The sequence below is a fragment of the Pseudonocardia sp. TRM90224 genome (assembly GCF_021245725.1).
GTDB lineage: Bacteria > Actinomycetota > Actinomycetes > Mycobacteriales > Pseudonocardiaceae > Pseudonocardia.
In genome coordinates, this window is the sequence record NZ_JAJGSX010000001.1 from 146,958 (window position 1) to 173,675 (window position 26,718).

General features: G+C 70.1%; 28 protein-coding genes and 1 tRNA gene. 10 read left to right on the forward strand and 19 right to left on the reverse strand.

Going from position 1 to position 26,718, the window contains the following annotated elements:
- Nucleotides 1–76: 76 nt before the first annotated feature.
- Together LL648_RS00455 and LL648_RS00460 are read right to left on the reverse strand one after the other, a co-directional pair.
- A complete protein-coding gene (locus LL648_RS00455; protein ID WP_232660922.1) occupies nucleotides 77–757 on the reverse strand; it encodes a response regulator in 681 nt (226 codons plus the stop codon).
- Entirely contained in the window at nucleotides 745–1,929 is a 1,185-nt protein-coding gene (locus LL648_RS00460; protein WP_232660341.1) for a sensor histidine kinase, read from the reverse strand. Before LL648_RS00460 ends, LL648_RS00455 begins: the two co-directional genes overlap by 13 nt.
- 148 nt (nucleotides 1,930–2,077) lie before the next feature.
- On the opposite strand from LL648_RS00460, the gene LL648_RS00465 reads away from it, so the two are divergent.
- A complete protein-coding gene (locus tag LL648_RS00465; RefSeq protein ID WP_232660342.1) occupies nucleotides 2,078–2,341 on the forward strand; it encodes a hypothetical protein in 264 nt (87 codons plus the stop codon).
- On the opposite strand, the gene LL648_RS00470 is transcribed toward LL648_RS00465, so the two are convergent.
- Both LL648_RS00470 and LL648_RS00475 read right to left on the reverse strand, forming a co-directional pair.
- Nucleotides 2,259–2,933 (reverse strand): class I SAM-dependent methyltransferase, encoded by a 675-nt coding sequence (locus LL648_RS00470; RefSeq protein WP_232660343.1) that lies wholly within the window; start codon nucleotides 2,931–2,933, stop codon nucleotides 2,259–2,261. The genes LL648_RS00465 and LL648_RS00470 overlap by 83 nt on opposite strands.
- A gap of 32 nt (nucleotides 2,934–2,965) precedes the next feature.
- Nucleotides 2,966–3,361 carry a DUF1801 domain-containing protein gene (locus tag LL648_RS00475; RefSeq protein ID WP_232660344.1) on the reverse strand — a complete coding sequence of 132 codons (396 nt, stop codon included), beginning with the start codon at nucleotides 3,359–3,361 and terminating at the stop codon, nucleotides 2,966–2,968.
- 51 nt (nucleotides 3,362–3,412) lie between these two features.
- Here LL648_RS00475 and LL648_RS00480 point away from each other — a divergent pair, with 51 nt between their 5' ends.
- Nucleotides 3,413–4,249, forward strand: coding sequence for an acyltransferase domain-containing protein (locus tag LL648_RS00480; RefSeq protein ID WP_232660345.1), 837 nt, complete (start codon nucleotides 3,413–3,415; stop codon nucleotides 4,247–4,249).
- A 19-nt stretch (nucleotides 4,250–4,268) separates the two neighbouring features.
- Nucleotides 4,269–4,784, forward strand: coding sequence for a GNAT family N-acetyltransferase (locus LL648_RS00485; protein ID WP_232660346.1), 516 nt, complete (start codon nucleotides 4,269–4,271; stop codon nucleotides 4,782–4,784).
- On the opposite strand, the gene LL648_RS00490 is transcribed toward LL648_RS00485, so the two are convergent.
- Together LL648_RS00490 and LL648_RS00495 are read right to left on the reverse strand one after the other, a co-directional pair.
- Nucleotides 4,756–5,301 (reverse strand): dihydrofolate reductase family protein, encoded by a 546-nt coding sequence (locus tag LL648_RS00490; RefSeq protein ID WP_232660347.1) that lies wholly within the window; start codon nucleotides 5,299–5,301, stop codon nucleotides 4,756–4,758. The genes LL648_RS00485 and LL648_RS00490 overlap by 29 nt on opposite strands.
- 30 nt (nucleotides 5,302–5,331) lie before the next feature.
- Complete coding sequence (locus tag LL648_RS00495; RefSeq protein ID WP_232660348.1) at nucleotides 5,332–6,153, reverse strand: alpha/beta fold hydrolase; 822 nt, start codon at nucleotides 6,151–6,153, stop codon at nucleotides 5,332–5,334.
- A 73-nt stretch (nucleotides 6,154–6,226) separates the two neighbouring features.
- Between LL648_RS00495 and LL648_RS00500 the strand changes: the two genes are divergently transcribed.
- The 3 genes from LL648_RS00500 to LL648_RS00510 all read left to right on the forward strand — a co-directional run bounded on the left by LL648_RS00500 (nucleotide 6,227) and on the right by LL648_RS00510 (nucleotide 8,147).
- Nucleotides 6,227–6,847: a TetR/AcrR family transcriptional regulator gene (locus LL648_RS00500; RefSeq protein ID WP_232660349.1), complete on the forward strand. Its 621-nt coding sequence runs from the start codon at nucleotides 6,227–6,229 to the stop codon at nucleotides 6,845–6,847.
- Between the two features lie 200 nt (nucleotides 6,848–7,047).
- On the forward strand, nucleotides 7,048–7,557 hold the full coding sequence (locus LL648_RS00505) for a GNAT family N-acetyltransferase (protein WP_232660350.1): 510 nt from the start codon (nucleotides 7,048–7,050) through the stop codon (nucleotides 7,555–7,557).
- Nucleotides 7,558–7,664: 107 nt separating this feature from the next.
- Nucleotides 7,665–8,147, forward strand: coding sequence for a cupin domain-containing protein (locus tag LL648_RS00510; RefSeq protein WP_232660351.1), 483 nt, complete (start codon nucleotides 7,665–7,667; stop codon nucleotides 8,145–8,147).
- Between the two features lie 80 nt (nucleotides 8,148–8,227).
- Here the strand turns inward: LL648_RS00510 and LL648_RS00515 are convergent, their stop codons facing one another.
- From LL648_RS00515 to LL648_RS00530, 4 genes are all read right to left on the reverse strand, one after another.
- Nucleotides 8,228–9,280: a class I SAM-dependent methyltransferase gene (locus LL648_RS00515; RefSeq protein WP_232660352.1), complete on the reverse strand. Its 1,053-nt coding sequence runs from the start codon at nucleotides 9,278–9,280 to the stop codon at nucleotides 8,228–8,230.
- 719 nt (nucleotides 9,281–9,999) lie between these two features.
- A complete protein-coding gene (locus LL648_RS00520; protein ID WP_308190217.1) occupies nucleotides 10,000–10,830 on the reverse strand; it encodes a phosphotransferase in 831 nt (276 codons plus the stop codon).
- Nucleotides 10,831–10,935: 105 nt separating this feature from the next.
- Complete coding sequence (locus LL648_RS00525) at nucleotides 10,936–11,328, reverse strand: RidA family protein (RefSeq protein WP_232660353.1); 393 nt, start codon at nucleotides 11,326–11,328, stop codon at nucleotides 10,936–10,938.
- Nucleotides 11,325–11,753: a MarR family transcriptional regulator gene (locus tag LL648_RS00530; RefSeq protein WP_232660354.1), complete on the reverse strand. Its 429-nt coding sequence runs from the start codon at nucleotides 11,751–11,753 to the stop codon at nucleotides 11,325–11,327. Before LL648_RS00530 ends, LL648_RS00525 begins: the two co-directional genes overlap by 4 nt.
- Nucleotides 11,754–11,826: 73 nt before the next feature.
- Between LL648_RS00530 and LL648_RS00535 the strand changes: the two genes are divergently transcribed.
- Nucleotides 11,827–12,630 (forward strand): alpha/beta fold hydrolase, encoded by an 804-nt coding sequence (locus tag LL648_RS00535; protein WP_232660355.1) that lies wholly within the window; start codon nucleotides 11,827–11,829, stop codon nucleotides 12,628–12,630.
- A gap of 62 nt (nucleotides 12,631–12,692) precedes the next feature.
- Here LL648_RS00535 and LL648_RS00540 read toward each other — a convergent pair.
- The 3 genes from LL648_RS00540 to LL648_RS00550 all read right to left on the reverse strand — a co-directional run bounded on the left by LL648_RS00540 (nucleotide 12,693) and on the right by LL648_RS00550 (nucleotide 17,090).
- Nucleotides 12,693–12,769: transfer RNA gene (locus tag LL648_RS00540), tRNA-Met, on the reverse strand.
- 118 nt (nucleotides 12,770–12,887) lie between these two features.
- The gene (locus LL648_RS00545; RefSeq protein WP_232660924.1) at nucleotides 12,888–15,872 is read right to left on the reverse strand and encodes a UPF0182 family protein; all 2,985 of its coding nucleotides are present in this window, start codon (nucleotides 15,870–15,872) and stop codon (nucleotides 12,888–12,890) included.
- 201 nt (nucleotides 15,873–16,073) lie between these two features.
- On the reverse strand, nucleotides 16,074–17,090 hold the full coding sequence (locus LL648_RS00550; protein WP_232660356.1) for a YlbL family protein: 1,017 nt from the start codon (nucleotides 17,088–17,090) through the stop codon (nucleotides 16,074–16,076).
- A gap of 167 nt (nucleotides 17,091–17,257) precedes the next feature.
- Between LL648_RS00550 and LL648_RS00555 the strand changes: the two genes are divergently transcribed.
- Nucleotides 17,258–18,667: a zinc-dependent metalloprotease gene (locus LL648_RS00555; RefSeq protein WP_232660357.1), complete on the forward strand. Its 1,410-nt coding sequence runs from the start codon at nucleotides 17,258–17,260 to the stop codon at nucleotides 18,665–18,667.
- A 37-nt stretch (nucleotides 18,668–18,704) separates the two neighbouring features.
- Here the strand turns inward: LL648_RS00555 and LL648_RS00560 are convergent, their stop codons facing one another.
- Complete coding sequence (locus tag LL648_RS00560) at nucleotides 18,705–19,316, reverse strand: M48 metallopeptidase family protein (RefSeq protein ID WP_232660358.1); 612 nt, start codon at nucleotides 19,314–19,316, stop codon at nucleotides 18,705–18,707.
- Between the two features lie 147 nt (nucleotides 19,317–19,463).
- On the opposite strand from LL648_RS00560, the gene LL648_RS00565 reads away from it, so the two are divergent.
- Both LL648_RS00565 and LL648_RS00570 read left to right on the forward strand, forming a co-directional pair.
- The gene (locus LL648_RS00565; RefSeq protein ID WP_232660359.1) at nucleotides 19,464–20,492 is read left to right on the forward strand and encodes a hypothetical protein; all 1,029 of its coding nucleotides are present in this window, start codon (nucleotides 19,464–19,466) and stop codon (nucleotides 20,490–20,492) included.
- Between the two features lie 57 nt (nucleotides 20,493–20,549).
- A complete protein-coding gene (locus tag LL648_RS00570) occupies nucleotides 20,550–21,869 on the forward strand; it encodes an ABC1 kinase family protein (RefSeq protein ID WP_232660360.1) in 1,320 nt (439 codons plus the stop codon).
- 26 nt (nucleotides 21,870–21,895) lie between these two features.
- Here the strand turns inward: LL648_RS00570 and LL648_RS00575 are convergent, their stop codons facing one another.
- From LL648_RS00575 to LL648_RS00590, 5 genes are all read right to left on the reverse strand, one after another.
- The gene (locus tag LL648_RS00575) at nucleotides 21,896–23,332 is read right to left on the reverse strand and encodes a WGR domain-containing protein (RefSeq protein WP_232660361.1); all 1,437 of its coding nucleotides are present in this window, start codon (nucleotides 23,330–23,332) and stop codon (nucleotides 21,896–21,898) included.
- Between the two features lie 138 nt (nucleotides 23,333–23,470).
- The gene (locus LL648_RS43655) at nucleotides 23,471–23,602 is read right to left on the reverse strand and encodes a hypothetical protein (RefSeq protein ID WP_255684284.1); all 132 of its coding nucleotides are present in this window, start codon (nucleotides 23,600–23,602) and stop codon (nucleotides 23,471–23,473) included.
- Between the two features lie 220 nt (nucleotides 23,603–23,822).
- On the reverse strand, nucleotides 23,823–24,167 hold the full coding sequence (locus LL648_RS00580) for a WhiB family transcriptional regulator (RefSeq protein ID WP_232660362.1): 345 nt from the start codon (nucleotides 24,165–24,167) through the stop codon (nucleotides 23,823–23,825).
- 132 nt (nucleotides 24,168–24,299) lie between these two features.
- Entirely contained in the window at nucleotides 24,300–24,485 is a 186-nt protein-coding gene (locus LL648_RS00585; protein WP_232660363.1) for a hypothetical protein, read from the reverse strand.
- 118 nt (nucleotides 24,486–24,603) lie between these two features.
- Nucleotides 24,604–26,676 carry an ATP-dependent DNA helicase UvrD2 gene (locus tag LL648_RS00590; RefSeq protein WP_232660364.1) on the reverse strand — a complete coding sequence of 691 codons (2,073 nt, stop codon included), beginning with the start codon at nucleotides 26,674–26,676 and terminating at the stop codon, nucleotides 24,604–24,606.
- Between the last annotated feature and the right edge of the window lie 42 nt (nucleotides 26,677–26,718).

The following is a 26,718-nucleotide window of genomic DNA, read 5'->3' on the forward strand; positions in this document are numbered from 1 at the left end:
AAACTTCCCCACCGTTTTTGCCAACCTGCACACCCCTGCAGGTCTGTAAGTAGGCAAAACGGTGGGGAAGTTCGGGTCAGTCGTCGAGGAGGCCGGCGTCGTGGCTCAGCAGCGCGATCTGGACGCGGTTGTTCAGGTCGAGCTTGGCGAGGATGTTCGAGACGTGCGTCTTGATCGTCGGCACGCTGAGAAACAGGTCGGCGCCGATCTCGGCGTTGGAGAGCCCACGCCCGACGGCCGCGGCGACGTCCCGCTCGCGGCCGTTCAGCGTCGCGAGCTTGCGGCGGGCGTCGGTGCGCCGGCTCCCGCCGTCGGACTCGCCGACCCGCTCGACGAGCCGCTTGGTCACGGCCGGCGACAGCACCGAGAGCCCGCCGGCGACCTGCCGCACGGCCGTCACGATCTCGCCGGGTGGGGTGTCCTTTAGCAGGAAGCCGGCGGCGCCGGCGCGCAGCGCACGCAGGACGTTGTCGTCGGCGTCGAAGGTGGTCATGACGATCACCTCGGGCGCACCGCCGCGGGCCCGCAGCGTCTCGGTAGCGGTCAGCCCGTCCATCGCCGGCATGCGGATGTCCATCATCACGACGTCCGGCTGGTGCTTCTCGGCCAGCACCAACGCCTCGCTGCCGTTGCCGGCCTGACCGACGACCCGGATGTCGGGAGCGCCGCCGAGCATCATCGCGAGTCCCGCGCGCACGAGCGGGTCGTCGTCGACGAGCAGCACGGCGATGGACGCTGGTCCGGTCACGGTGGCCACGGTAGCCATGCGGCAAGACGCCACCCGCCGTCGGTCATCCGTCCGTGCTCCAATCGCCCGCCAACGAGCTCCACACGCTCGGCCAGCCCGATGAGACCCTGCCCGCTGAGACCCTGCCCGTCGCCGCTGTCCCCGTGCGCTTCCGGCACGGCGCTGTTGCAGATCTCGACGGTCAGCCCGTCGCCCGGTCGGCCGGCGAGCGTCACTTGCACGTTCGCGCCGGATGCGTGTTTGCGCACGTTCGTCAGGCCTTCCTGGACGATCCGGTACGCCACCCGCCCCGCACGTTCCGGCCCGGTGCCCTGCCGCACGTCCGCCAGGTGCACCCGCATGCCTGCCTCGTCCGATTCGGCGACCAGCTCGCTCACGTCGGCGAGCCCGGGCTGCGGCATCTCCCCGACCGGAGCCCTGAGCACACCGATGACCTCACGGAGGTCCTGCAACGCCTGGTGCGCGTTCTCCCTGATCACCTTCGCCGCGCCGGCGATCTCGTCGCGGGTGGCGTCGGAACGGAACTCCAGCGCGCCCGCGTGCACGCTGAGCAGCGAGAGCCGGTGGCCGAGCACGTCGTGGATCTCGCGGGCGATGGCGTCGCGGGCGCGCAGGTGGGCTTGCTCGGCACGCAGTTCAGCCTCGGCCTCCGCACGTGCGGCGCGGTCGCGGAACGAGACCACGAGCTTCCGGCGGTGGTAGATCATGATTCCCCAGCCGCCCGCCGCCGTCTGCAGCGACACCGCGAACAGGAACACGACCAACCACGGGATGTCGGACTCCGGCCGGAGCACGGTGTAGCCGTAGGCGGTGAGCACACTGAACCCGAGGATCATCCAGGTGATCCGGGGCGGGCGGTGCACGGCGACGGTGAAGATCGCCACGAGCATCGGGCCGGCGGTGAGCTCGGAGAACCACGAGACGGACACCAGTGCGATCGCGATCGCGAGCGGCCAGCGCCGCCGCCACCACAGCGCCAGGCAGCCCACGGCGCCGAGGACCTGGTCGAGCGGGAAGAGCCACGCGGGATCGAGCGGCGGAGAGTTGAGCCGCTGGCCGCCGATCAGCAACCCGAATCCGACGGCCAGCACGAAGCACAGCGAGTCGACGACCCAGTCGCGCGTGCTGCGCCGACCTGGAGGTCGTTCCCGTTCCGTGGTGGTGATCGCCGGTCCGCTCATCTCGCGCCGAGCGTACGGCGGGCGGGCGCACCCGGTCGTCCATCAGACGTTCGTCGATACCGATGGCTCCGAATGCAATACCTTGGTCGTAGCCGCTCGGCACCGAGGGCGGATCTGGTGGCGCCAGCCGCGGCCATAGCGTCGCGACATGCGAAAGCCCGTCCAGATACTCGCGGTCTTCCTGTTCTTCGCGGGGATCAGCGGCACCATCGACCGCTTGCTCTACCAGCCGATCCTCGGCCCGGTGCTGAACGTCTTCAACCGGTATGTGATCCCGCACATCGCCGTGCTGCACGGATACGAGGTGTTCGCCAACCTGCTCGTCGCCGTCATGGGCGTGGTGCTCGCGGTAGCGGCACAACGGATCCCCGAGGATTCGCCGTCCGCACGACCGCCCATTGATAGTGCATGACTTCTTCGTCGCCCGGCCAGGTGATCCATTCCTCGATCGCGCCGATCCGGCCCAACATCAGGCGTAGCTGCTCATCGGTGCGGATGCTGAAGAACCGGGGCGGACCGAAGTCGCAGCCGCCGCCCCAGAGCTCTTCGACTGGTTTCTCGGCCCCCCACAAGCCGACGGCGAGCGGCGCGCCCGGTCGCAGGACCCGCACGATCTCGGCGAGCGCGGCGTCCAGGTCGTCGTTGGCGACGTGCAGCAGCGTGCTCATCGTCCAGCCCGCGTCGAACGAGCCGTCGACGAACGGCAGCGCGAGCGTCGACGCCACCTCGGCCGTCAGACCTGCCGCTCTGCACACCGCGACGCTGGCCGGGGCGATGTCCACACCGGTGTACTCCAGCCCGCCGGCGACGAACGCCGCGCCGTCGCGACCGGGTCCGCAGCCGATCTCCAGCACCGACCGACGGCCTTCGCGGGCGAGCAGGTCGGCGAACGCGGCGCGTTGTGCCGTCCGCCGCGGCGGCAGGGCACGGCTGAGCCGGTGGTGCACCTCGTTGTCGTAGTACTCGGCAAGGTCGGCTTCTCGTTGCCGCTGGTTGACCTGCATGTGCAGATGATGCGCGGCCGAACACCCGTTCGTCAGCTCGATTGCTTGAGCCTGCGCCAGCCCCCAGCCCGGTTGTTCGCGATGATCTGGCGGAACATCTCGCCGAGCGCGGCCTTGTTGATCTGCTCGCCTTCCCGGAACGCCACCGTTCGAGCGGTCTTGTTGGTGTGACCGGCGGTGATGATGCCCTCCGGGTCGGGCACGATGCCGCCGTCGTACATGAAGACGTTGACGTGGTCCTTCGCCGCCAGCAGCGCGCAGATGTTGCCTTGCAGCACGAAGTACGGCTGGACGGTGCGTTTGATCGTCTCGACGACCTCGTCGTCGACCGAGTGCACCAGCTCGCGGACCTCCTGGCAGATCGACTGCTGCCACGGCGGCAGCGCGTCGATGTAGACGTCCACGCGTGGATCGACGACGTATGACATCCAACTCCCCTTCCCGTCGCTCATCTGATGGCTGACGGTAGCGTCAGAGCGGTGAGCGCTGCCGTGACGACCGCCGACGACTTCCGTCTGCTCGGTTTCACGGACGCCGACCGTGCCGACACCGAACGGATGGTCGTCGACGAGCAGGAGGTCGCCCGGTTCGCGGCGACGCTCCGGGCGCGGATCGGCACGTTCCCGAGCGCCCCGCGCGACGAGGAGATGCCGACCGATCCGCTGGTGTCGCTGGCCGGGTTCCTGCAGACCTTGCCCGACCTGCGGCGATTCCACCGCGAGCGGGGCGTGCCCGACGAGATCAGCAGGGCGACCCTCGCCGACCTCGGGCGCCATCTCGCGCTGCACCGCAGGACGCACGGCGAGTTCGGGTTGGAGACGCACTGGTGGCTCACCGCCGCTTGGAGCGGCGGCCTCTACCACCTCGGGCGGCTGCACTTCCTGCTCCAGCAGCCCCGCGAGCCCGTCCCGGGCGTCGAGCACGGCGAGTGGGTGATCGACGTGCACATCCCCGAGACCGGCCCGCTCCGGCCGGACGTCGTCGACGCCAGCTTCGAGCAGGCGAGGCGGTTCTTCGCGACGCACTTCCCCGAGCGGCCGGCGCGCACGGCGACGCTGACGTCGTGGCTGCTCGACCCGTACCTGCTCGACAACGTCGGCCCGGAGTCGAACATCGCACGGTTCGGCAGGCGCTTCACCCCGTACGGCACCCCGTGGGACGACAACGGCAGCACGGTCTACTTCGTGTTCAGCACCAGGGACCTCGACGACCTCGACCGGCTGCCCCGCAACACCGCGCTGCAGCGGCTCGTGCTCGACCGGATCGCGGCGGGTGGGCACTGGCAGGTCGCGCACGGGTACATGCCCTTCCGGTAGCCCCATTAGGGTGGCGGCCATGGTGGACGTGCGGCTGCGCCCCGCAACACCCGGCGACGCCGCCGCCGTCGCGCGGATCTGGCACGACGGCTGGCGCGACGGTCACCTCGGCAACGTCCCCGACGCGTTGCTCGCCGTCCGGACACCGGAGTCGTTCGACGTGCGAGCGCCGCAGCGGGTCGCTGACACCACCGTGGCCACCGTCGACGGGACGGTCGCCGGCTTCGTCATGGTCGTCGACGACGAGGTGGAGCAGGTGTACGTCGCGTCGACCTTCCGCGGGCTCGGGGTGGCCGACCACCTGCTCGCGGAGGCCGAACGGCTCGTCGCCCAGGCGGGGCACGCAGCCGCCTGGCTCGCCGTGGTCGCCGGGAACACCCGGGCGCGGCGCTTCTACGAGCGCAACGGCTGGGCCGACGAAGGCCCCTTCGGCTACGAGGCATCCGCCGAGGATGGCGTCCTCACCGTCCCGTGCCAGCGCTATGTGAAGCCTGCTCAGGAGGGTCCTACCGCGCCGGACGGTACGTCGCGATGATCGTTCCGCTGCTGGTCGGCTTGGCCTCGACCAGCTCGAACGTGGTCTGAGCGGTGTCGTCGGTGAACAGCCGGCTCCGGCCGCCACCCGAGACGACCGGGCTGATCATCAGCGTCAGCTCGTCGACCAGCCCTTCGGCGATCAGGGAGCGCACCAGCGACGGGCTGCCGGCGGTGCCGATGTCGCCGCCGTCCTGCTCGCGAAGGTCGCGCACGAAGTCCGCGACCGAGCCCTTGATCAGGGTGCTGTTCGACCACTCGTCGACCGAGTCGAGCGTCGTCGACGCGACGTACTTCGGGGCGTTGTTGATCCAGGTCGCGAACGGCTCGTCGGTGGACGTCGGCCAGTACCCGGCCCACTCGGTGTAGGTCACGCGGCCCAGCAGCACGGTGTCCTGCGCCTCGAGCATGCGGGAGAGCTCGGCGCCCATCTCGTCGTCGAAGGCGGTCTGCCACTGGTCGGGGGACTCGACAACACCGTCGATCGTGCTGAAGAGGCCTGCGGTCACCTTGCGCATGAGGAGTCCTTTCGGGGAAGGGGGTTCGTTCTAGTTGCTTGCGAACTCGCGAAGGGCCTGCGCGAGCGACTTGGCCTCGAAGCTGTGATCGGCGCCGTCGACCACGCGCAGGGTCGCGGTCGGCAGCAGCTCGACGAGCGCGCGTGGCCCTGACATGAGCGAAGGCGGCGTGCGATCGCCGTGCATGACCAACGTGGGCACGGTCAGCGCCCACCGGTCGGTCGGGAGCGGCGCGCCGGACATCGTCGTGCCCATGAAGCGGCCGTCGTAGGCGATCGTGTGGGCGATGTCCTCCAGCCCCGACCAGAACGGGCTCTGCCGCATCCCGGCCACGAACTCCTTCGGCACCCCGGCGGCCGCGGTCATGAACAGCTCGACGGCGTCGCCGCGACGACCCTGCGCGACGAACGCGTCGAGCTGCTCGACGTAGTCGGACGGCAGCGGCGGCCGGGTGCCGTCGACGACGAACGGGGGCTCGAACAGCGCGAGCCGGCTGATCGGCAGCCCGGCCGTGGCCGCGTCCAGCGACAGAACGCCGCCCGACGAGATCCCCAGTACCGTCGCCGAACCGCCGGCCTCCTCGATGAGCGCTGCGAGGTCCTCGATCTCGCGCTGCATCGCATACGGGGCGGTGTCGCCGCTCTCACCCCGCCCTCGCCGGTCGTAGGTGTAGATCCGGAACTCGTCGGCGAGCTGTTCGCCCAGCTCGGTGTTCCAGTTCGCCACCGCCCGGTGCGCCGTCGCGCCATCGACGACGATCAGGGGCTGACCTGCGCCGATGACGTCGAACCGGATGCTCGTGCCGTCTGCTGAAGTGACCGTGCCCATCGCCGTCTCCCTCGTTCGTGGCAAGTACTGAACGGTACCGCACCTGAACACGTACGGTACTGTACAGTACTTGTCAGGCTGTTCATCAGGAGGACACGTGGATCGTCAGGAGCTCAAACGGCAGGCGATCATCGACGCCGCCGCCGACGTGTTCCAGCAGAACGGCTACCTGGGCGCCACCACCGACGAGGTGGCCACGCGCGCGTCGGTGTCGAAGCAGACGCTCTACAAGCACTTCCCCGACAAGCAGCGGCTGTACGCCGAGACCATCCTCGACACGACCGTCCGGGTGGTCGACGGGCTCTCGTCGACGGCTGCCAGCACCCTCGACGACGCGGACGACGTGCGCGTCGCGCTGCGCGAGCTCGCCGGCAGCTACCTGCGGAGCCTGTTGCGGCCCGAGGTGTTGAAGCTGCGCCGGCTGGTGATCGCGGAGGCCGACCGCTTCCCCGACGTCGGAAAGGCGTGGTTCGACCGCGGTTTCGACAACGCGCTGGTGATCCTGGGCGCAGCGCTGCAGCGCCTCGCGGAGCGCGGCCTCTTGCGCGAGCTCGACGACCCGACCCTCGCCGCCTACCAGTTCGCGGGCCTGGTCATGTACCAACCGATGAACCAGGTCATGTTCTCCGGGACCGAGGCACTGCCCCCCGAGGAGAAACTCGACCGTATCGCCGACTCCGCCGTCGACGTGTTCCTCAAGACCTACGGACGCGACTGAGCCGACCGGAAAGTCGCGCGCCTTCGACAGCGGATGGTGTTACGGTCGCGCTGTTCCGAGTTCTCGCGAAAGGGGTGGGTTGATGACCGCGCCGGCGGCCGCTGCCCCCACCCATGGGGTCGTGGCCTGACGTCCACCCACCGATCGGCCTTCTGAACGGCCGCTCGGACCCAAGACGACGCAGAACGGAACAACAAGCCATGTCCCATGAGTGGACGACGCGCGCCGAGACCGGCGCCGACATCACCGCCATCCACCAGATCAACCTCGCGGCGTTCGACACCGCGTTGGAGGCCGATCTCGTCGACGCACTGCGTGCCGACCCGAGCTGGGTCCCGGAGCTGTCGATCATCTCCGTCGACCCGGCCGGCACGCCCGTCGGCTACGCGCTGCTCACTCGGGCCCACGTCGGCGACACGCCGGTGCTGGCCCTCGGGCCCTGCGCAGCCCTGCCGAGTTCGCAACGGATCGGGGCCGGATCTGCCGCGATCCGCGCGGCGCTGGCCGCCGCGACGGAGCTGGGCGAACGGTACGTCGTGGTGCTCGGGCACCCGACGTACTACCCGCGGTTCGGGTTCGTCCGGGCGGCCGAGCACGGCATCACGATCTCGATCGATGATGTCGGCGACGCGTTGATGGCGCTCTCGCTCGACGGCAGCCCGCTGCCGAGCGGGCGGATCCGCTACGCCGAGCCCTTCGGCGTGGAGTAAACACCCGGTCGTTCGGGTGCTGCCCTCCTTGGGACCGGCGGCCCCCTGCGCGGACGATTGGCCCGCGCAGGGAGCCTCCGGCTCCGCCTCGGATGTGGGAGGTCGCCATGTCGATGTCGGTCCCACCGTTCGCCGTGCCGGCCGGCGAAGGCACGACACTGCCGACCCCGACGGGCAGCTCCGTCACCATCAAGGCCGGAACGTCCAGCACCAGCGGCAGCATGACCGTGCTGGAGATCCTGAGCACTCCGATGGACGGGCCGGCGGCGCACGTCCACCACCGCGAGGACGAGCTGTGGTGGGTCCTCGAGGGCGACTACCGCTTCAAGCTGGGCGACACCATCATCACGCTTTCCCGGGGCGGCATGGCCTTCGGCCCGCGCGGGATCCCGCACGCGTTCCAGAACCTGGGTGCCACGCCAGGTCGCCTGCTCGTGATCACCGCACCGTCCGGTCTCGAAAGGTTCTTCGAGATGTCGGCCGAGCTGGCGTCCGGCCCGCTCGACCCAGCTCAGCTCGCCGCCGTCGGCTCGGCAGCCGGGATCGACTTCGTCGGCCCGCCGCTCGCCGTCTCCGACCCCCTCGGGTGATCCGGCGTCGACAACGACGTTTTGGCTACTTGGAACGTTTCAGAACAGCCATAACGTCGTTGTCGACGCTATAGCCGTGCTCATGGACGGGCTTCGAAGACGAGGTTGAACGGGGTCTCGGCGACCCGGTGGAAGCCGCGGAACCCGGCGGCGTCCACCACTTCACGGATCGCCGCCTCACCCCCTTGCGAGCCGATGGCGTACCCGCCGGGCTGCGACATCGCACTGGGGACGCACAGATACGTGGAGAAGCAGTAGGACGTGCGGCCGAGCGGGTTGAGGTTGTCCTGGAAGGTGTCGCCCGCGAACGGCTCCACGATCATCCAGGTTCCGCCAGGGCTGAGCGCCTCGCGGATGTGCCGGGCGGCACCGACCGGGTCGCCCATGTCGTGCAGGCAGTCGAACGTCGTGACCAGATCGGCCCCAGTGGTGGAGAAGTCCTGGGCGGAGGCGACCTCGAACTCGACCCGCCCGGTGACGCCCGCTTCCACGGCGCGCTTGCGGGCCAGTTCGATCGAGCCTTCGTGCAGGTCCGAGCCGACGATCGTCGCATCGGGGAAGGCACCGGCGAGCAGCATCGCGGACGCGCCGAGGCCGCAACCGACATCGGCGACCGTTGCGCCGGCGCGCAGCTTCTCCTCGACACCGTCGAGCGCGGGGATCCAGCTGGTCAGCAGGTTGGCGATGTAGCCAGGACGGAAGAACTGCTCGCAGCCGATGAACACGTCCTGGTCGTGCTCGTGCCACCCGATGCCGGCCCCGGTCCGGAAGGCCTCGGTGAGCTGCGGCTCCGCGCGCAGAGCACCCAGCGCGAACACGAACGCCCCCGGCAGGTACACGCCGTTCTCCGGGTTGGTGAGTGTGAACGCCTGCTCATCGTCGAGCCAGTACCTCCCGGTCTCGGGCTCAACGCAGACGTACCCGCCGGCGGCCTGGCCGCGCAACCATTCGGTGAGGTAGCGGGCAGCGCATCCGGTCCGGGCCGCGAGCTCCTCCGCCGTGCAAGGCTGCGCGGCGAGCGCCTGGTACAGGCCGAGCCGGTGCCCGACGACCATGTTGCCGGCGTGCATCGTCGCGCCGAGGTCATTGATGAATCTGCCGAGCAGGTCGTGCAGTCGGCCCTCGTCGATCATGATTCCTCCGCGGTGCGAGAACGAGTTTGTTCCCGCAAGGCTGGAGGCGGTACATGTCAGGGCAATGTCGCGCCGCTGCCACGCGGCGCGACACCCCTGCTCAGCCCGACTTCACGAGCAACGGTCGCCTACCTCCTGGTAGCACTGCTGGTTCGAGTTGCGGCAGCTGCGCTTCCACCAGAGGTGGATGGTGCTGCCGTTCTGACAGCAGGTCCAGTCGTAGCAGCCCGAGCCGGGACACAGGGTCGGATTGCAGGTCCCCACGGCAGCCGAAGCCTCGGACTTCGGAACTACAAACTCAAGGGCGCGGTCGGCGACCAACCCCACAAATTTGATCATGATTCCCCCAACTCGTCGGAAATACGACTAATAGCATGCCGGCAAATCTTCGGCAATGTTTGCGCAAATCAGCTGCGGCAACTCGCGTATGCTTTCCGTCCAGCGCATGTCAAGAATGTGGTCGGCCTGACCGAGCCGGGTCGGGTAGCGACGACAACCTGAAGCGGGTCCACCGCAAGATCGATCGGAACCTGAAGTCCGGCGTCGGCCTCGTCGACAACGCTCCGCGCGTCGACCCGCGCACCGGCCGCGCCGTCCTGCCCGTCGCACCCAGCCTCAAGGCGAGGGCGGTCCAGCAGGGTGGCGTCGCCACGGTGGCTGCAGCGGTCGCGGTAGCCGGGCATCACACCCTGATCCGCTGACCCGATACAGAACGGGCCTCAATCCCGTCCGGAGCGTTCGAGGGCGGCTCGGACATTGTCGAGCCCTTCCCGACGCCACCGGTCGCGGTCCGGGAACTGGTCGTCCCGGCGGAAGCGCCATGTCGTGAACATCGCCCAGTTCAGGACGCGGCACCGGTGAACGAGGGCGTCGTCGACGCCGGGATAGTGCGCTGCAACGTCCTCGGGAGCATGGGCGAGATCGAACTCGATCGGCCCGCGGCAACAGGTTGCGAGGTCGATGAAGAGCGGCCCGCGACGCGTGTCGAGCAGGTTGCCCGGGTGCGGCTCGCCGTGCAGCAGCTGCTCCTTGCCGTCCCCGTCGTTCAGGCCGCTGAGCGAGCCGAGGAGGAGCTCCCGGTCGGGTTCACACAGCGCCGGCGTCTGCTCCCGCTCGCCCAACGCGCTCAGCGCGCCGGCAACCCGGTCCGTGAAGCGCGGTGCCACCAGATCGACCTGGCGGAGAGCGGCGTGGACCTGCGAGAGAGCTTCGGCGTAGTCGACGGGCGCGATCTCCGACCCCGACGGTTCGTAGTACGTCCACAGCGAGATGGCGAAGCCGTCGCGGACATGGACCCGCGGTTCGACACGCGGGTCGAGCTCGGCCACCGGGCCATCGACGGCAGCGAGCCGGCGGGCGACCTCGACCTCGAACTCCGACTCGACCCGATGCGCTGCTGGCGCCACTCGCGCAAGAACGTCGCAAGGGAGCATGCGCATCGCGATGCGGTCGGAGTTGTGGACGACAACCGCGTCGTCGGCCCGAAGACCCGCTGCGGAAGCCGTCGCCCGCCCTGCCTCGATCGCGCGTCGGACGTCCGGCTCCTCCATGTGACTTGCCCCCTCGAAGATCGTCTGCACCAGCAAACCCGACCGCTGGCATGACCGTCGACGGGTTTGCGGCCGGTACGACGGAGTGACGGCGCGCGGAGTTGCTCAGACCACGGCGATCGCGTCGACCTCGATCAGGTAGCCGGGCGCGGCGAGGGATTGCACCCCAAGCAGGACGTCGGTCGGCTTGTGGTCGCGGAAGAGGGTGATCCGGGCCTGCTCGATGATCGGCAGGTACTCCTGGCGGTGGCCCACGACGTAGATCGTGATCTTGCTGACCTGGTCCGGCTGTGCCCCCGCGGCAGCGAGCGCCTTACCGAGGTTGGCGAAGACCTGGACGGCCTGAGCTGCGAAATCGCCGGAATGCACGAGGTTGCCGTCTTTGTCGTCCGACATTTGCCCGGCCACGAACACCATTCGGCTGCCCGTCGCGACGACGACGTGGCTGTAGGTATCGGGGTCGTCCAGCCCGTCCGGTTGGATGATCTCGATCGTCATCGATGCGCCCTTCCGAGATGTCGGGACAGCGTCTCCAGCGCACCGAGGACCTCCTCGATCACGCGCGGGTCCTCGGTGCCGATAGCCGCGCGGACAGCGGCGTCGACCGGCTCGGCGAGGTGCTCGGCGACCCGCTGCTCGGTGTCGGGATGGGGGCGGGCGAGGGTGCGCCGCCGGTCCACGGGGTCGGGCGCGGTCACCACCACCCCGAGCTCACGCAGCCGCTCGAGCCCGGCCGAGACCTGGCTCTGCCGGTAGCCGGTGCGCTGGACGATCTCGGTGACCGAGCTGTCCGGGTGCTCCGCGACGTCGACTGCGATCGCCCGCACGCCCGGCGGCAACCGGTGGTAGAGCGCGCGAGGCAGCGCCTGCTCGCCGATCTTCGTCAGGGCGCGGCCGAGCAGGAAGAGTTCGAGCCCGTGCACCACCGAGACGCTACACCAGAATCTGATGCATCACTTATTGATACATCATGAAGAGATGCATATCCTGGCGCAGGTGAAGCCGTCCGAGGGCGTCCTGCCCGTTCCTGGTGCCGACCTCTATTACCGCCGGCGCGGTGCCGGTCCACCGCTGCTGCTCATGCAGGGCGGATCGGGCGCTGCCGAGCACAGCGATGCACTGGCGGCCGGACTCAGCGACCGCTGGACCGTACTGACCTACGACCGGCGGGGTCTTTCCCGCAGTTGCCTGCACGGTCCGGTGGGCGCGCACGGCGTGGCCGTGCACGCCGATGACGCCCGCCGGCTGCTCGACGCGCTCGCCGAGGAGCCGGCCGTCGTCGTCGGGGCCAGCATCGGCGCGCTGATCGGGCTCGACCTGCTGGCCCGCCATCCCGATCGCGTCCGCCTTCTGGTCGCACACGAGCCACCGGCGGTCGGACTGCTCGGCGGAGCCGATCGCGCCGCAGCCGAGCAGCTCGAAGCCGCGGCGGCGAGCGCCTACCGCGTCGGGGGTCTGCCCGCCGCCGTCCCCCACCTGATGGCCATGGTCGGATTCTCGGCCCCTGAGGGCCCGCCACCGGCACCCCAAGCAATCCGCGATCTCGCCTTCTTCCTCGAGCACGACCTCCCAGCGGTACGCCGGTACGAGCCCGATCGCGATGCGCTGCAGGGCGTTGCCGAGCGGATGCTCCCGGCGGCCGGTGAGACGTCGACGGACGTGTACGCACACCGATGCGCGCGAGCTCTGGCCGCGGCGCTCGGGCGCCCGCTGGCCACGTTCCCGGGCGGCCACAACGGGTTCATCTCGCACCCTCAGGAGTGCGTAGCGCGCCTGCTGGAGCTGCTCGATGCGCACTGAACCCATGCACGACCAGCAAAGACGAGAGGCCCTCGACCGTGTCGGTCGAGGGCCTCTCGTCGTGGTAGCGGGGGTAGGATTCGAACCTACGACCTCTGGGTTATGAGCCCAGCGAGCTACCGAGCTGCTCCACCCCGCGTTGCATTTAGAACTGTACACCCCCCGGACACCCGCTCGCAGCGGGGGGTCCACTCTGCCGTTCTAGCAGGTCAGAGCGGGTGGGCGGCGGCACCGCGGGGTGCCGCCGCCCAGCTCGCTCAGCCGCCTGGCCCGGGCGCGGGTGTCGGGTTCGCCGGCGGTGCGGCCGGCGGAGCGGCCGGCGGAGCCGCCTGCGCAGCCTGGAACTTCGCCACGGCCGCGTCGAGCGCGGCCAGTGCGTCACCCTGCGCGGCGAAGTTGCCGTCGCGCTGGGCCGCCTTGAGGTTGTTCAACGCGGTCTGGATCTCCGTCGCCGCCTGGGCGAGCGCAGGTGAGGCCGTGCCGCCCGCGTTGGGTGCGGGTGGCGTCACACCCGGGGCGGGTGTGCCGCCCGTCGAGCCGGGCACTTGTGTTGCGCCCGCCCCCGCCCCAGCGCCGAACACCTGGTCGAGCGCCTTGCTGATGTCAGGGCTGAACCCGACCCGCCCGTTGAAGTACACGAGCACCCTGGCCAGCTGCGGGTAGGACGTCGCGGCCTGCGAGCCCGTCCGCTCGATGTACACCGGCTCGACGAACAGCAGCCCGCCCGCCACCGGCAAGGTCAGCAGGTTGCCGTAGACGATCGAGCTTTGCCCGTTCCTCGTCAGCAGCGATATCTGGCTGCTCACGTCGGTCGAACCCAGGAACGTCGTCTGCACCTGCTGCGGGCCGAGCGTCTGGTTGTTCGACGGTAGTTGCAGCAGCGATATTTGCCCGTACGTATCCGGATCGGCGCTCGCGGACATGTACGCGGACATGATCTGCCGGTCGCGGAACACCAGCGGGCTGGTGAGCTGGAATGTCGCCTCGCCCTGGTTCGGCCCGCTCGGCCCGCTCGGGTCGCCGGCGAGCACGTAGTACGGCGGCTGCGCCGCGCCGGTGGTGTTGTTCTGCACCGTCGGGTCGGAGGGCACGTCCCAGAAGGAGACGTTGCCGTAGAACTCGATCGGGTTGTCGACGTGGTACTTCGTCAGCAGCTCCCGCTGCACCTTGAACTGGTCCTCCGGGTACCGGAAGTGCGACTGCAGGCTGGCGCTGATCTCGGCCTTCGGCTTGACGGTGCCGGGGAAGGCCTTCATCCAGGTCTGCAGCACCGGGTCCTGCTCGTCGAACGCGTAGAGCGTGACGGTGCCGTCGTACGCGTCGACGGTCGCCTTCACCGAGTTGCGCATGTAGCTGACCTGCTGGTCGAGGCGATCGGGGCCCTGCAGCGCGTCGGCGGTGGCCTGCCCCAGCGAGGTCCGCTCGGCATAGGGGAAGTTCTTCAGCGTCGTGAACCCGTCGACGATCCACTGGATCCGCCCGTCGACGATCGCGGGGTACGGGTCGGTGTCGGGCGTGAGCCACGGCGCCACCTGCTGCACCCGGTCGCGCGGGTTCCGCACGTACATGATCTTCGAGTTGTCGTTGATCGAGCTGTTGAACAGGATGTTGCGCTCGCCGTAGTAGATCGAGAAGACGAGCCGGTTGACGAAGTTGCCGAGCGAGACGCCGCCCTTGCCGGTGTAGGTGTACCGGCGGGTGTCGGAGTCGTACTCGAGCGGCGTCGTGCCCTGCTGCGCCCCGACGATCGAGTAGTTGTCGATGAGCTCGCCGTAGTAGATCCGCGGCTCCGGCACGCGCATGCTCTCCGGGACCTTGTCCCCGGTCGAGCTGTCGATGTCGATGCTGGTGAACGCCGGCAGGCCGCCTGCACCCGTCGACTCGTTGAGGATCTGGTCGGGCCGGTTGGCCGGCGCGACGACCATGCCGTTGCCGTGGGTGTAGACGAGGTAGCGGTTGATCCAGTCGGTCTGGTTGCCGGTGAGGCCCGCGCTGTTGAGCTCACGCGCGGCGACGACGTACTCCTCCGTCTTCCCGCCGACGTTGTAGCGGTCGATGTCGAGCTTCGGGGCGAAGCCGAACACCTGCAGGCCGGCCTGGCGCTGGGTGAACGTGTCGGAGATCTTCGCGGGGTCGAGCAGCCGGATGTTCGGCACCGTCGCCTTGTCGTTGCGGATCTCCGAGGGCTGCCCGACGGCGCTGCCGCTGTAGTCGACCCTCTTCACCTTTTCGGGGCCGATCCCGTAGGCGAACCGGGTGGCGGCGATGTTCCGCTCGATCGAGACTGCCTCACGCTCGTTGGCGTTGGGCGCGACGACGAACTGCTGCAGCACCGCGGGCCAGGCCGCGCCGATCAGCACACTGGACAGCACGAGCAGCACCGTCGCGATCGCGGGCAGCTGCAGGTTGCGCCGGAAGACGGCGACGAAGAAGGCTGCGGCGCAGATGATCGAGATGAACAGCAGGATGAGCTTCGCCGGCATCACCGCGTTGAGGTCGGTGTACGTGGCACCGGTGAAGACGTCGCTGCGGTCGTTGTAGAGCAACTCGTAGCGGTCGAAGTAGTACGCGACGGCCTTGAGCAGCACGAAGATGCCGGCGATGATCGCGAGCTGGGCACGGGCGGCGGTCGAGACCTGCCCGGCCCGGCCGGTGAGCCGGATCCCGCCGAAGATGTAGTGGGTGACCAGCGCGACCGCGAAGCTGACCGCGACCGCGACGAACAGCCAGTCGAGCACGTGGCGGTAGAACGGCAGCTGGAACGCGTAGAAGCTGACGTCGAGGCCGAACTGCGGGTCGGGCACGTTGAACGGCGTGGAGTTGAGGAACAGCTGCACGGTCTGCCAATCGCCGACCGCGGCAAAGCCCGCGATCAGGCCGATGGCGACCGGGATGCCGACCGCGAAGACCCGCAGCCGCTGGATGATCAGCGTGCGGTAGCGGGCGATCGGGTCCTCCGGCCCGGTGACCGGCACGAACACCGGCCGCGAGCGGTAGGCGATCCACAGCGAGAGCGCCACGAGCCCACCGACCAGCAGCCCGCCGACGATGAACTGCACGATCTGGGTGAACAGCCGCGTGGCGAACACCCCGCGGAAACCGACCTCGCCGAACCACAGCCAGTCGATGTAGAGGCCGATCATCCGGGAGCCACCGAGCAGGAGCAGCACCAGCACTCCGGCCGCGACCAGCAGGATCCGGGTACGGCGGGTCAGCGACGGGGCTCCCACCGGGGGCCGCATGGCCACGGGACACGCTCCAGTGATTCGGGATTTCGGGTGCTGGGCGTACCGTCGGCGCCGATGCCGTGGCTCTCCGTGACTCCATAGCATCAGGCCTGACAGTGCACTCTGCTAACCCAACTCTACGGACGTGGTGTTGGGTTCCCGTTCGGGCCTCGAATGTACGGTTCGCCCGCTTCCGCCGTGGCTCTGCCCGGTAGCTCAGCAGGCGACGGGTTGGAGGCCCTCGCGGAGCGCGTCGAGCCCCTTGATCGCGTCGTCGAGCGTCGCCGCGCGGACGAGCGACAGCCCGTCCGGCTTGTTGGCGGCGGCCTCGACGCAGTTGTCGGCGGGCACGAGGAACTCCGTGGCACCGGCGTCGCGCGCGGCGCGCATCTTGAACGGGATGCCGCCGATCGGTCCGACCCGGCCGTCCTGGGTGATCGTTCCGGTTCCCGCGATGAACCGACCGCCCGTGAGCTCGCCCGGCGTCAGCTTGTCGACCACCGCTAGCGCGAACATCAGCCCGGCCGACGGGCCCCCGATGTCGCCGAGGCTGATGCTGATGTCGCCCGCCTGCGGCTCGACCTCGGGCCGGACGCCGAGCAGGCCCTGCGGGCGGTCGGGGCTGGAGCCGAGCACCACGGAGGCGTCGCGCTGCACCCCTGCGCGGCGCAGCGTCACCGTCACCGTCTGGCCCGGCGTGGTGCTGGACAGCGCCTCCGACACCGCGAGCGACGTCTGCACCGGCCGCCCGGAGACCGCCACCAGCTCGTCGCCGACCTCGAGCGCGCCGGCCGCGGGGGAGTTCTCCACCAGCTCGCCGACCACCACCCTGGTCGGGATCGCCAGCTTCATCAGCGCTGCGACCTCGGCGTTGGCCTCCGACGCCGCAAACGCCTCGGTGTTCTCCTTCTGCACCTCGCTGTCGCTCTTCTCGGGCGGGAAGATCTGGTCGCGCGGCACGACCCTGCGCTCCCCCGCCGCCCAGAACCCGAGCACCGAGAACAGCGTGAGCCGGTCGGTCACCGACACGGTGGTCATGTTGAGGTGCCCGGAGGTACCGAACTGGGGGAGGCCGTCGACCGCCACGACCGGCTTGCCGTCGACGTCGCTCAGCGTGTCGTAGGTGGGACCGGGGCCCAGCGCGACGAGCGGAACGGGGACGGTCACACCGATCACGGCGATCGCCAACGCGATGAGGCCCGCGGCGAAGGCGGTCAGCGTGCGGCGGTTCACGATCACGAGCCTATGCGGGCCACCGGTGGGATCCCCGTACGGTACCGCCGCGGGCTCGTGCCACCGCAGGGAGTCGACAGTTCCCGCAGGCAGTCGGTGCAGGTTCGACGTCCGGTTGACGCTGACAGCGAACGCACGTCCGGGCGGTCCCGCGTACCGTGGTGCCCATGAGCGATACCCCGTTCGGCTTCGGGCCCGCCGACCGTGACCGAGACAAGGACAAGGAGCCCGAGCGCCCATCCGGTGAAGGCCCCGCTGACCCGTTCGGCCTCGGCAACCTGCCCGGCATGCCGGAGGGAGGCATTCCCGGGTTCCCCGGAATGCCCGGTATGCCCGGCATGCCGGCCGGTTTCGACGTCAGCCAGCTCGGACAGATGCTCACGCAGCTCGGACAGATGCTGAGCCAGTCGCAGAGCGCCGGCGGCGGCCCCGTCAACTACGACCTCGCCGCCCAGATGGCCCGCCAGCGCCTCGCGGCGACGACGTCGTCGCTGACCGGCGCCCAGCGAGCCGCTGTGAGCGACGCCGTGAAGCTGGCCGAGCTGTGGCTCGACCCCGCCACCGACTTCCCGGCCGGCGCGACGGAGGTCAAGGCCTGGTCGGCGAGCGAATGGGTCGACGCGAGCCTGCCGACCTGGAAGCGGCTGTGCGACCCGGTGGCGCAGCGGGTGTCCGGGGCGTGGGTCGACGCGATGCCGGAGGAGGCGCGTGCCGCCGCCGGCCCGATGCTCGCGATGCTCGGCCAGATGGGCGGGCTCGCGTTCGGCAGCCAGCTCGGCAACGGTCTCGCCCAGCTCGCGGCCGAGGTGCTCACCTCGACCGACATCGGGATCCCGGTCGGCCCCGATCGCGTCGCTGCGCTGATGCCGGAGAACGTCGAGAAGTTCACCAAGGACCTCGGCCGGCCCGCGAGCGAGGTCATGATCTTCCTCGCCGCCAGGGAGGCCGCCCACCAGCGGTTGTTCGCGCACGTCCCGTGGCTCAAGGAGCGGCTGATCGGCGCCGTCGAGGCGTACGCCAGCGGGATCAAGGTCGACAGCTCCCGCATCGAGGAGCTCGCGCGCGGCATCGACCCCTCCAACCCCGCCGCCATCGAAGAGGCCATGCAGACGGGGATGTTCGAGCCGGAGACCACGCCGGAGCAGAAGGCTGCGCTCGCGCGGCTGGAGACGATGCTGGCGCTGATCGAGGGCTGGGTCGACGCCGTCGTCGCCGAGGCCGTCGGCGAGCGCCTCCCCGGCGCGGAAGCGCTGCGCGAGACGCTGCGGCGCAGGCGCGCCTCCGGGGGGCCCGCCGAGCAGACCTTCGCCACCGTCGTCGGGCTGGAGCTGCGCCCGCGCAGGCTGCGCGCGGCGGCCGAGCTGTGGCGGCTGCTCGGTGAGCAGCGCGGCATCGCAGGGCGCGACGCGATCTGGGCGCACCCGGACCTCATCCCGTCGGCCGACGACCTCGAAGACCCTGCGGCGTTCGTCTCACGCGCCGAGCTCGGCGACCCGATCGCGGAGCTGGAGAAGCTCGCGGGCGAGAAGCCGGCCGACGACCCGGAGCGGCCGAAGGACGACCCGCAGGAATCGTGAGCCTGCGGGGCTGAGCAGGCTCGGTCAGAGCGTTCGATCAGGAGGCCGGCGCCGCCTCTGCGGCGTCGGTGTCCTCGGCGTCTTCGTCCAACGCGTCCCCGCCCAGCCCGTCCTCGCCGTCGATCCCGACGAGACCGAGGCCGGCCGCGGCGGACAGCCCTTCGAGGTAGCCCATGGCGCGCTCGGTGCGCGGGTAGCGCCGCACCCACGTCCAGAACGACTCGTCATGGCCGGGTTCGAGCAGGTGCGTGAGCTCGTGCACGAGCACGTAGTCGACCACCCAACCCGGCGTGTCGCGCAACCGCTCGCTGATCCGGATGGTGCCGTCGGCGGGCGTGCACGATGCCCATCTGGTGCGCATGGGCGCGACCCACCGGACGGTCGTCGGCACGGCCAGCCCGTCGAGGTAGCGGCGCGAGAGCTCCATGCTGCGGCGGCGCAAGGCATCGTCCCCGGCGCGACCGGGCGAGCGGCGGCGGGCCTCGCTGCGTTCGAGGCGGCGCACCATCTCGTCGACCCAGCGGCTTTCCTCTTTATCGGTCATCCAGCCCGGGATGAAGACGATCACCGTGTCGCCCTCGCGTCGGGCACTGACCATTCGCCTGCGGCGATCACTGCGTCGAACTTCGACGACCGCGGGGTGCGCCATCGCCCCAGCCTAATCCGAAACGGGCGCCAGGAGGGCGCTGAACGTCCCTTGAGCGGTCCAGGGCACACCGGTCGCGACCGCCACCCGGACGGCCCATCCTGTTCCGATCGGGCCCGGAATGCGCAGCGAACGCGGATGATGGCAGCCGTGCCGACGTCGCGTTCCCTGCCATCGGTCGTCCGCCTTCCGCAGCACCGATCGGTGCTGCGGCTCGCCGATGGGTCGCGGATCATCGGGCTCGATCCCGAGTCGGCGCTGGTCGTCGACGAGCTCCCGCCGGCGCTCGGCGAGATGCTGGACGAGCTGCGGATGCCGTCCGATCCCGCCGGTCTCGTGGACCGCGCCGTCGCGCGGGGCGCCGACGCCCGCGCGGCGCACGACCTGCTGTGCGAGCTGCTCGACGCGGGCGTCCTGCTCGACTCCACCGCGTTCGATCGCTCCGAGGCGCTGCGCCGGGTCTGCGAAGTGCTCGTCGAAGGGTCGGGCCCGCTGACCGTCGGGCTCATTTCCGGCCTCGCCCGAGCAGGGCTGGCGGTGCACGTGGTGACCACCGGGCGGGTGCGCGCCGCCGATCTCGGCACAGGTTTCGTCGAGTCGGACTGCGGGCTCGACCGGCTCGGCGCCACCCGGGCCGTCGCGCGAAGGCTCGTCCCGACCGCGCAGGTCCTTGCTGCCACGCAGCGGCTCGCCCCCGATCTGGTGATCTTCGCCGACGAGACGCCCACGCCGGAGCGGCTCGCGACGGTCACCGGTGGGCGGCACGCGCACCTGCTCGTCCGGATGCGCGACGGGGCCGGGATCGTCGGGCCGCTCGTGCTGCCGGGCAGGTCGGCGTGCCTGGCCTGCGTCGAGCTGCACCGGCTCGCCCGGGACGGGCGGTGGGCGGATGTTGCCGCCCAGCTGCACGGACGCGCAGGTACAGCGGACCATGCCGCGCTCGCGGCGACCGCCGCGCTGGCCACCGCGCAGGCGCTGGCCGCGCTCGACGGCATCGTCTGCTCCGGCGGCCCGCCGCCGACACTCGGCGCCAAGCTGGAGATATCGCCCGCGGCGGGCACCCTCACCAGGCGCGAATGGGCCGTCGCTCCCGCCTGCGGATGCGCAGCGTCACCCCTCGACGTGGCAGGCGACACGGAGGAGCGACGAGCGCCACATCACGCGATGGGGACACAATGAAGTGGTGAACGAACATTCCGGTTCGCCCACGGGCGTGCGATCTGCAGGTGCGATGTCGTGACCGACATCCCGCGGCGTACTGCCGCGCGCACCGCGAAGCTGGCCAGCCTCCCGTTGGGGGTGGCCGGACGGGCCGCGGCGGGATGGGGTCGCAGACTCGTCGGCGGCGACGGCGACGAGATCACCGCGCAGATGATGGCCAAGAGCGCCGAGCAGATATTCGCCGTGCTCGGCGAGCTCAAGGGCGGGGCCATGAAGTTCGGCCAAGCACTGAGCGTGTTCGAGGCCGCCGTGCCCGACGAGCTCGCCGCGCCGTTCCGCGAGTCGCTCGTGAAGCTGCAGTCGGCGGCGCCGCCGATGGACACCAGCGACGTCCACCGCGTGCTCGCGGAGCAGTTCGGTCGCGGATGGCGTTCCCGCTTCCTGGAGTTCGACGAGGTGCCGGCCGCCGCCGCCAGCATCGGGCAGGTGCACCGTGCCACCTGGCGCGACGGCCGCGAGGTGGCCGTCAAGGTGCAGTACCCCGGCGCGGAGGAGGCGCTGCGCTCCGACCTGCGCCAGCTCTCCCGGATGAGCAGGCTAATCCAGCCGCTCGTGCCCGGCCTGGAGATCAAGCCGCTGATCGCCGAGCTGCGCGAGCGCATGGAAGAGGAGCTCGACTACCGCGACGAGGCCGACAACCAGCGCGTCTTCGCCGCAGCCTTCGCCGGCGACGACAAGGTGGTGGTGCCGCGGGTCGTCGCGTCCGCGCCGCGCGCCATGATCACCGAGTGGGTCACCGGCCGGAAGCTCTCCGACGTGATCCGGGTGGGCACGCAGGAGGAACGCGACGCCGCGGGCGCGCTGCTCGCCGAGTTCCACTACTCCGCACCGGCCAGGGTCGGGCTGCTGCACGCCGACCCGCATCCCGGCAACTTCCAGGTGCTGCCCGACGGGCGGCTCATGGTGATCGACTACGGCGCGGTGGCGCGGCTGCCCGACGGGCTCCCCCGGCCGCTCTCGCTGATGACGAGGCTCGCGCTGGAGGACCGTCCCGACGATCTCATCGAGCTGCTGCGCTCGGAAGGATTCGTGCTCCCGCATTCGGCGATGACGGGCCAGGACGCGCTCGCCTACCTCTCGCCGTTCACCGAGCCGCTGCGCTCCGAGGTGTTCCGGTTCAACCGGCGGTGGCTGCAAGGCCAGGCCGAGCGCGTCGGCGACCTGCGCAGCCCCGAGTTCAACACCGGCCGGGAGCTGAACCTGCCGCCGCAGTACCTGCTCGTCCACCGCGTCACGATGGGCACGCTGGGAGTGCTCTGCCAGCTCGACGCCGACGTCCCGCTGCGCGGGATCGTCGGACACTGGCAGCCCTGGATCTTCGACACCGCCGGCTGACGCGGCGCCGAGAGCGCAGACCGTGCTCAGACCAGTCGCTTGATCTCGCCCTTCGCGCGGTAGAACGTGCCGTCGACCGAGCTGTGGATCTCGGTGACGACGTACCGCGCGCCGGGCCTCCGGATGTCCTTGGGGAACTGCACCCTTCGGCTCCGGTCGTAGCCGTCCGACAGGACGCGCATCCGCAGCTTGCCGGCCTCCTGCACGCATTCGACCACCACACCGCCGTTCACCGGGACCGAGGCGACCGACACGGTCTCGACCTCCGCGGTGGCCTCCACCCGCCGCCAACCTTCGGCCTTGATGTCGCTTCGCTGCGGCAACTGGCCCCGCTCTGCGGCGTGCACGGCGGCCGTGCTGGCGTCCACGCAGGCCAAGGAGCCGTCGGTGGTGACGAGGTAGAGCCGCTCGTCCCGGTACTGCATCGAGTAGGCCGAGCCGCAGCCGGTGGCGAGCTTCCACAGGCGCGTGCCATCGGCGGCGAAGCAGTAGACCGAGGACTGGTTGTCGCCGGCGAACACGTACGCGCCGTCCGGCGAGGTGGCGCACGAGAACACCGCGGCATCGCAGCGGTAGCGGCCGGTCTCGCGACCGTCCGACTTGGCGAGACGGTGGACCCAGCCCGATGACGTGCCCGCGAACACTTCTGCCGGCTCCTGCCAACCGAACAGGACGGTGCCCGTGGTGTTGGCGTGCCAGACGGGATCGCCGGAGCGAGCTGCGTAATGGGTGACGCCCCGCGAGTGCCCGTGGAACACACCCTCCTCCGCGCAGCGGACCATCCAACCCGCATCACCCGTGCTGCGGCGCGACCACTGGAACTCGTCCTCGTGGTCGACGAGGGTGAGGCCGCCGTTTCGGTCGGAAACGCCGAGCACACCGTCGTTGATGTCGAGCCAGTAGATGTCGACATCGCTGGCGATCTCGTACGCGACCCGGGGGACCTTGCCCCCGAGGTCGTAGACGCGGCCGTCGTCGCAGCCCGCGTAGATCCAGAAGTCGTCGGCGACGATGCATTTGACGCCGTCCGGCAGGCCGAACCGGCCGGTGACGATCCCGTCGTGGGTGAGTGTGTACACGTCGCCGTTCTCGTTGCCGACCCACGCCTGCTCGGCGCCGACGAAGATGCCGAACGCGGGGGCGCCGGAGTTGAACCGCCACAGCACCGGTGCCTGCCGCGCGGTCGAACGGGTGCTGAGGATCTGCCGCCGGCTCACGGCGCGGCGGGCTCGCGCCCCCTTGACCGCGGGCGCGTAGCCCTTGCGGACCTTCTCGCCGATCTTCTTCTCGGCTGCCGCGACCGCCTTGGCCGCATCGCTGTAGGACGCGGTGCGGACCTGTCCCTGCTCACCGATGCGCCCGAAGGAGATCGTGACGGTCGAACCGTCGACGGTCACCTCGTAGAACTTGTGCGCACCGCCGCCCTGTTCGGACAACTCGAGATACGTGGCAGCGCCAACCATGACCGTGTTCCCCCCTGGAACCTATGGGCCGAATCATGATCACGCTATCGGGTGATGCCGACAGTCCCCGTCGAACGCCGATGGCGCCCCCGCGGGAGGCGGGGGCGCCATCGGTTTCCTGGAAGTGCGGCGCCTATGTCAGACGGCGCCGCGGAGCCCGCTCACCGCGGGGGCGAACCCGCGCTCGAGCTCGGCCTGACCGGCGCGGGCGCGCTCGGCACGGCGTGTGGCGAACCTGGCGAGCAATGCCCACCTGCGTCCAGCCGTCACGCTGCGGACGAGCGCGTGCTGCCGAGCGGCCGCTTGGGCCTCTTGCTGTCGAGATCTGGCAAGTGCTTCATGAAGCAACATCGCGGTTCCTTTGCGGTCACGAACTGCCGGTCGGGGCTGGTCGAGGAAGCTGGTCGTGCCGAGCTCGGTCGTGGAAATCACTGGGTCCTCCAACGGGTTCTGATGGCCCTCGCGGGGCCGACTGGTGTGGCGTAGCTCGTCAGGCGGACATCGCCGCGGCGTATGCCCGGTCGCGAGCCAGGTCAGCCTTGCTCGGGCGGCCACGAGGCCTCTTGCGCGGGATGACAGCTCCACGCTCGAAGATCTCGCCACCCCAGACGCCCCACGGCTCTTCACGGCTCACTGCTCCGGCCAGGCACTCGGCCCGGATGGGGCATTGACCGCAGAGGGCCTTGGCGCGCTCCAGCTCGGCAGGAGCCTCCGCGAACCACAGGTCCGCATCGCCAGAACGGCATGGCAGGTCGAGCCCGTCGCGGGGTGCCGCGTCGAGCAAAGACCCGAGCTGCGTGGCGGTGTCGCCACCCAGCTCCTCTGGGCTGATCATTCCGCCGTCCAACGGAACTGATCGGACTAGCACTTCTACCTCCTGAGAACGGTGATCAGGCAGGACAAACAAAAAGGCCGCGGACCCTGTCGGGGTCCGCGGCCTGAAACTTGGGGCCGGTAGGCGGGTCGCCTACGTATGGCGACTCTCCGGTACCGCGGACACACTTATGCTGTTATCGGTCGTCGGGAATCCGCCGAGGATCACCTCGAACGGTCGCTTCTGCCATGCGGCCTGCAGCGCGTACTGATGCGCCGAGCCGGCTTCGGCGGACAGGCGGATGCCCCGGACGCTGACCAATGTGGTCATTGTGATCATCTGGAGCACCCCCTTCGAGGGTTTGAGTCGTGACAGAGGACGGGCTGGTGAGTCCGTCCTCGACTACGTTAGAGACACCGCGGCAGGCCGCACAACTTATTTACGGGAACTTCTTGGATCAACTATCCAGCAGGTCACCGTCGGCTACGAGCGCGAGCACTGCGTGGCCGTAGCGGTCGAGTTTACGTGCTCCGATGCCCGGTATGGCAACCAACGACGCCCGATCGGAGGGGCGTTGCTCGGCGATCGCCACCAGCGTCGTGTCGGTGAAGACCACGAACGCGGGCACCTGCTGCTCGCGGGCCTCGCTGCTCCGCCACTCCTTGAGGCGGTCGAGCAGCTCGACGTCGACGTCGGCGGGGCAATCGGCGCAGCGGCGGAACTTCATCGCGTCGATGCCGATCAAGGGTGATCCGCAGACCCGGCACCGCGGCTTGCTCCCGCCGCGCCCGCCGCTGCCGCTCGCGACCCTCGACGCCGAGTGGTGCTCCGGGATCAGGCCGTAGAGGAAGCGGCTGCGCCGCCGGCGTCGAGCGCCGCCGGGTTGCCGCGAGAGCGCCCACGACAGCATGACCTGCCGCCGGGCGCGCGTGATCCCGACGTAGAGCAGCCTGCGCTCCTCCTCGATCGCCTCGTCGTCGCCCTCGGCGTGCTGGATCGGCAGGGTCCCGTCGACCAGCCCGACGAGGAAGACGACGTCCCACTCCAGGCCCTTCGCCGCGTGCAGCGAGGCGAGCGTGACGCCCTGGACCGTCGGCGGGTGCGCCGCATCGGCACGGGTCTCCAGCTCGGCGGCGAACCGCACCATGTCGGCCTCGGGCTCGACGGCGAGCAGCTCTTCCGCGAGTTCGACGATCGCGAGCAGCGACTCCCACTGCGCCCGCTGCACCGCGCCGCCCGGCGGGTCGGGGGTGAGCCCGACCGGGGCGAGGGCCGCCCGCACCGCCTCTACGAGCGGCGCCGAGGGGTTGCCCGCCATCCGCAGCACGCTCATCGCGCGACGCACCTCGGGGCGCGCGAAGAACCGCTCGCCGCCACGCACCTGGTAGGGGACACCGACCTCGGTGAGCGCCTGCTCGTACACCTCCGACTGCGCGTTGATGCGGAACAGCACGGCGATCTCGCTCGCCGGTGTGCCGTCGGCGACCAGCCGCTTGATCCGGGTGGCGACAGCGGCCGCCTCCGCCGGCTCGTCGTCGTGCTCGGTGAAGTCCGGATCGGGCCCCGGTGGCAGCTGGCCGATGAGCTGGAGCCTGCTGCCGGCCACCCGACCCCGGGCCGAACCGATGAGCGTGTTGGCCGCTGCCACCACCTGCGGGGTGGAGCGGTAGTCGCGTTGCAGCCGGACGACGACGGCCTCGGGGAAGCGGCGGGGGAACTCGAGCAGGTAGCGCGGCGACGCACCGGCGAAGGTGTAGATCGTCTGGTTGGCGTCGCCGACCACCGTCAGGTCGTCGCGCTCCCCCACCCAGGCGTCGAGCACCCGCTGCTGCAGGGGCGTGACGTCCTGGTACTCGTCGACCACGAAGCACCGGTACCGCTCATGGAACTCCTCGGCCACCACGGTGTTCTCCTCCAGCGCCCCCGCGGTGTGCAGCAGGAGGTCGTCGAAGTCGAGCATCTCCGCGCGGTTCTTGAGCGCCTCGTACCCCGCGTAGACGGCGGCAACCTGTTCGGCCGGCCCCGGGATGTCGCGACGGAGCTTCGCGACGGTCGCCGGGTACTGCTCCGGTGTCACGAGGCTGGCCTTCGCCCACTCGATCTCACCTGCGAAGTCGCGCAGCGACGCCGCATCGGTGCCGGCCTTGAGCCGGGCCGCCGCCTGTCCGACGACCTTCAGCTTGCCGTCGAGCAGCTGCCACTGGTCGCCACCGACGACCCGGGGCCAGAAGTACCGCAGCTGCCGTAGCGCAGCGGCGTGGAACGTCCTCGCCTGCACCCCGGCGACACCGAGCGTCCGCAGGCGGGTGCGCATCTCCCCCGCCGCACGCGCCGTGAACGTCACCGCGAGCACCTGACCGGGCGCGACGTGCCCGCTGCGGACCAGGTGTCCGATCCGCCTGGTGATCGTGCGCGTCTTGCCGGTGCCTGCACCGGCGAGCACGCACACCGGGCCACGGGGCGCCGTCACCGCCGCGAGCTGCTCGTCGTCGAGCCCTTCGGCCGGGGAATCGAGAACAGGCGCGCGCACCGTCACATCCTGACACCCCCTCCTCGGGAAGAGAGCCGCGAC

Bases quoted from the DNA above. Each gene is read 5' to 3' on its own strand.
- LL648_RS00485 (WP_232660346.1), top strand. From the start codon at position 4,269: ATGGTGGACGTGCGGCTGCGCCCCGCAACACCCGGCGACGCCGCCGCC.
- LL648_RS00475 (WP_232660344.1), bottom strand. From the start codon at position 3,361: ATGTCATACGTCGTCGATCCACGCGTGGACGTCTACATCGACGCGCTG.
- LL648_RS00520 (WP_308190217.1), bottom strand. From the start codon at position 10,830: ATGGAGGAGCCGGACGTCCGACGCGCGATCGAGGCAGGGCGGGCGACG.
- LL648_RS00470 (WP_232660343.1), bottom strand. From the start codon at position 2,933: ATGCAGGTCAACCAGCGGCAACGAGAAGCCGACCTTGCCGAGTACTAC.
- LL648_RS00585 (WP_232660363.1), bottom strand. From the start codon at position 24,485: ATGATCACAATGACCACATTGGTCAGCGTCCGGGGCATCCGCCTGTCC.
- LL648_RS00490 (WP_232660347.1), bottom strand. From the start codon at position 5,301: ATGCGCAAGGTGACCGCAGGCCTCTTCAGCACGATCGACGGTGTTGTC.
- LL648_RS00555 (WP_232660357.1), top strand. From the start codon at position 17,258: ATGAGCGATACCCCGTTCGGCTTCGGGCCCGCCGACCGTGACCGAGAC.
- LL648_RS00465 (WP_232660342.1), top strand. From the start codon at position 2,078: ATGCGAAAGCCCGTCCAGATACTCGCGGTCTTCCTGTTCTTCGCGGGG.
- LL648_RS00505 (WP_232660350.1), top strand. From the start codon at position 7,048: ATGTCCCATGAGTGGACGACGCGCGCCGAGACCGGCGCCGACATCACC.
- LL648_RS00515 (WP_232660352.1), bottom strand. From the start codon at position 9,280: ATGATCGACGAGGGCCGACTGCACGACCTGCTCGGCAGATTCATCAAT.
- LL648_RS00460 (WP_232660341.1), bottom strand. From the start codon at position 1,929: ATGAGCGGACCGGCGATCACCACCACGGAACGGGAACGACCTCCAGGT.
- LL648_RS00525 (WP_232660353.1), bottom strand. From the start codon at position 11,328: ATGACGATCGAGATCATCCAACCGGACGGGCTGGACGACCCCGATACC.
- LL648_RS00545 (WP_232660924.1), bottom strand. From the start codon at position 15,872: ATGCGGCCCCCGGTGGGAGCCCCGTCGCTGACCCGCCGTACCCGGATC.
- LL648_RS00510 (WP_232660351.1), top strand. From the start codon at position 7,665: ATGTCGATGTCGGTCCCACCGTTCGCCGTGCCGGCCGGCGAAGGCACG.
- LL648_RS00560 (WP_232660358.1), bottom strand. From the start codon at position 19,316: ATGGCGCACCCCGCGGTCGTCGAAGTTCGACGCAGTGATCGCCGCAGG.
- LL648_RS00580 (WP_232660362.1), bottom strand. From the start codon at position 24,167: ATGATCAGCCCAGAGGAGCTGGGTGGCGACACCGCCACGCAGCTCGGG.
- LL648_RS00575 (WP_232660361.1), bottom strand. From the start codon at position 23,332: ATGGTTGGCGCTGCCACGTATCTCGAGTTGTCCGAACAGGGCGGCGGT.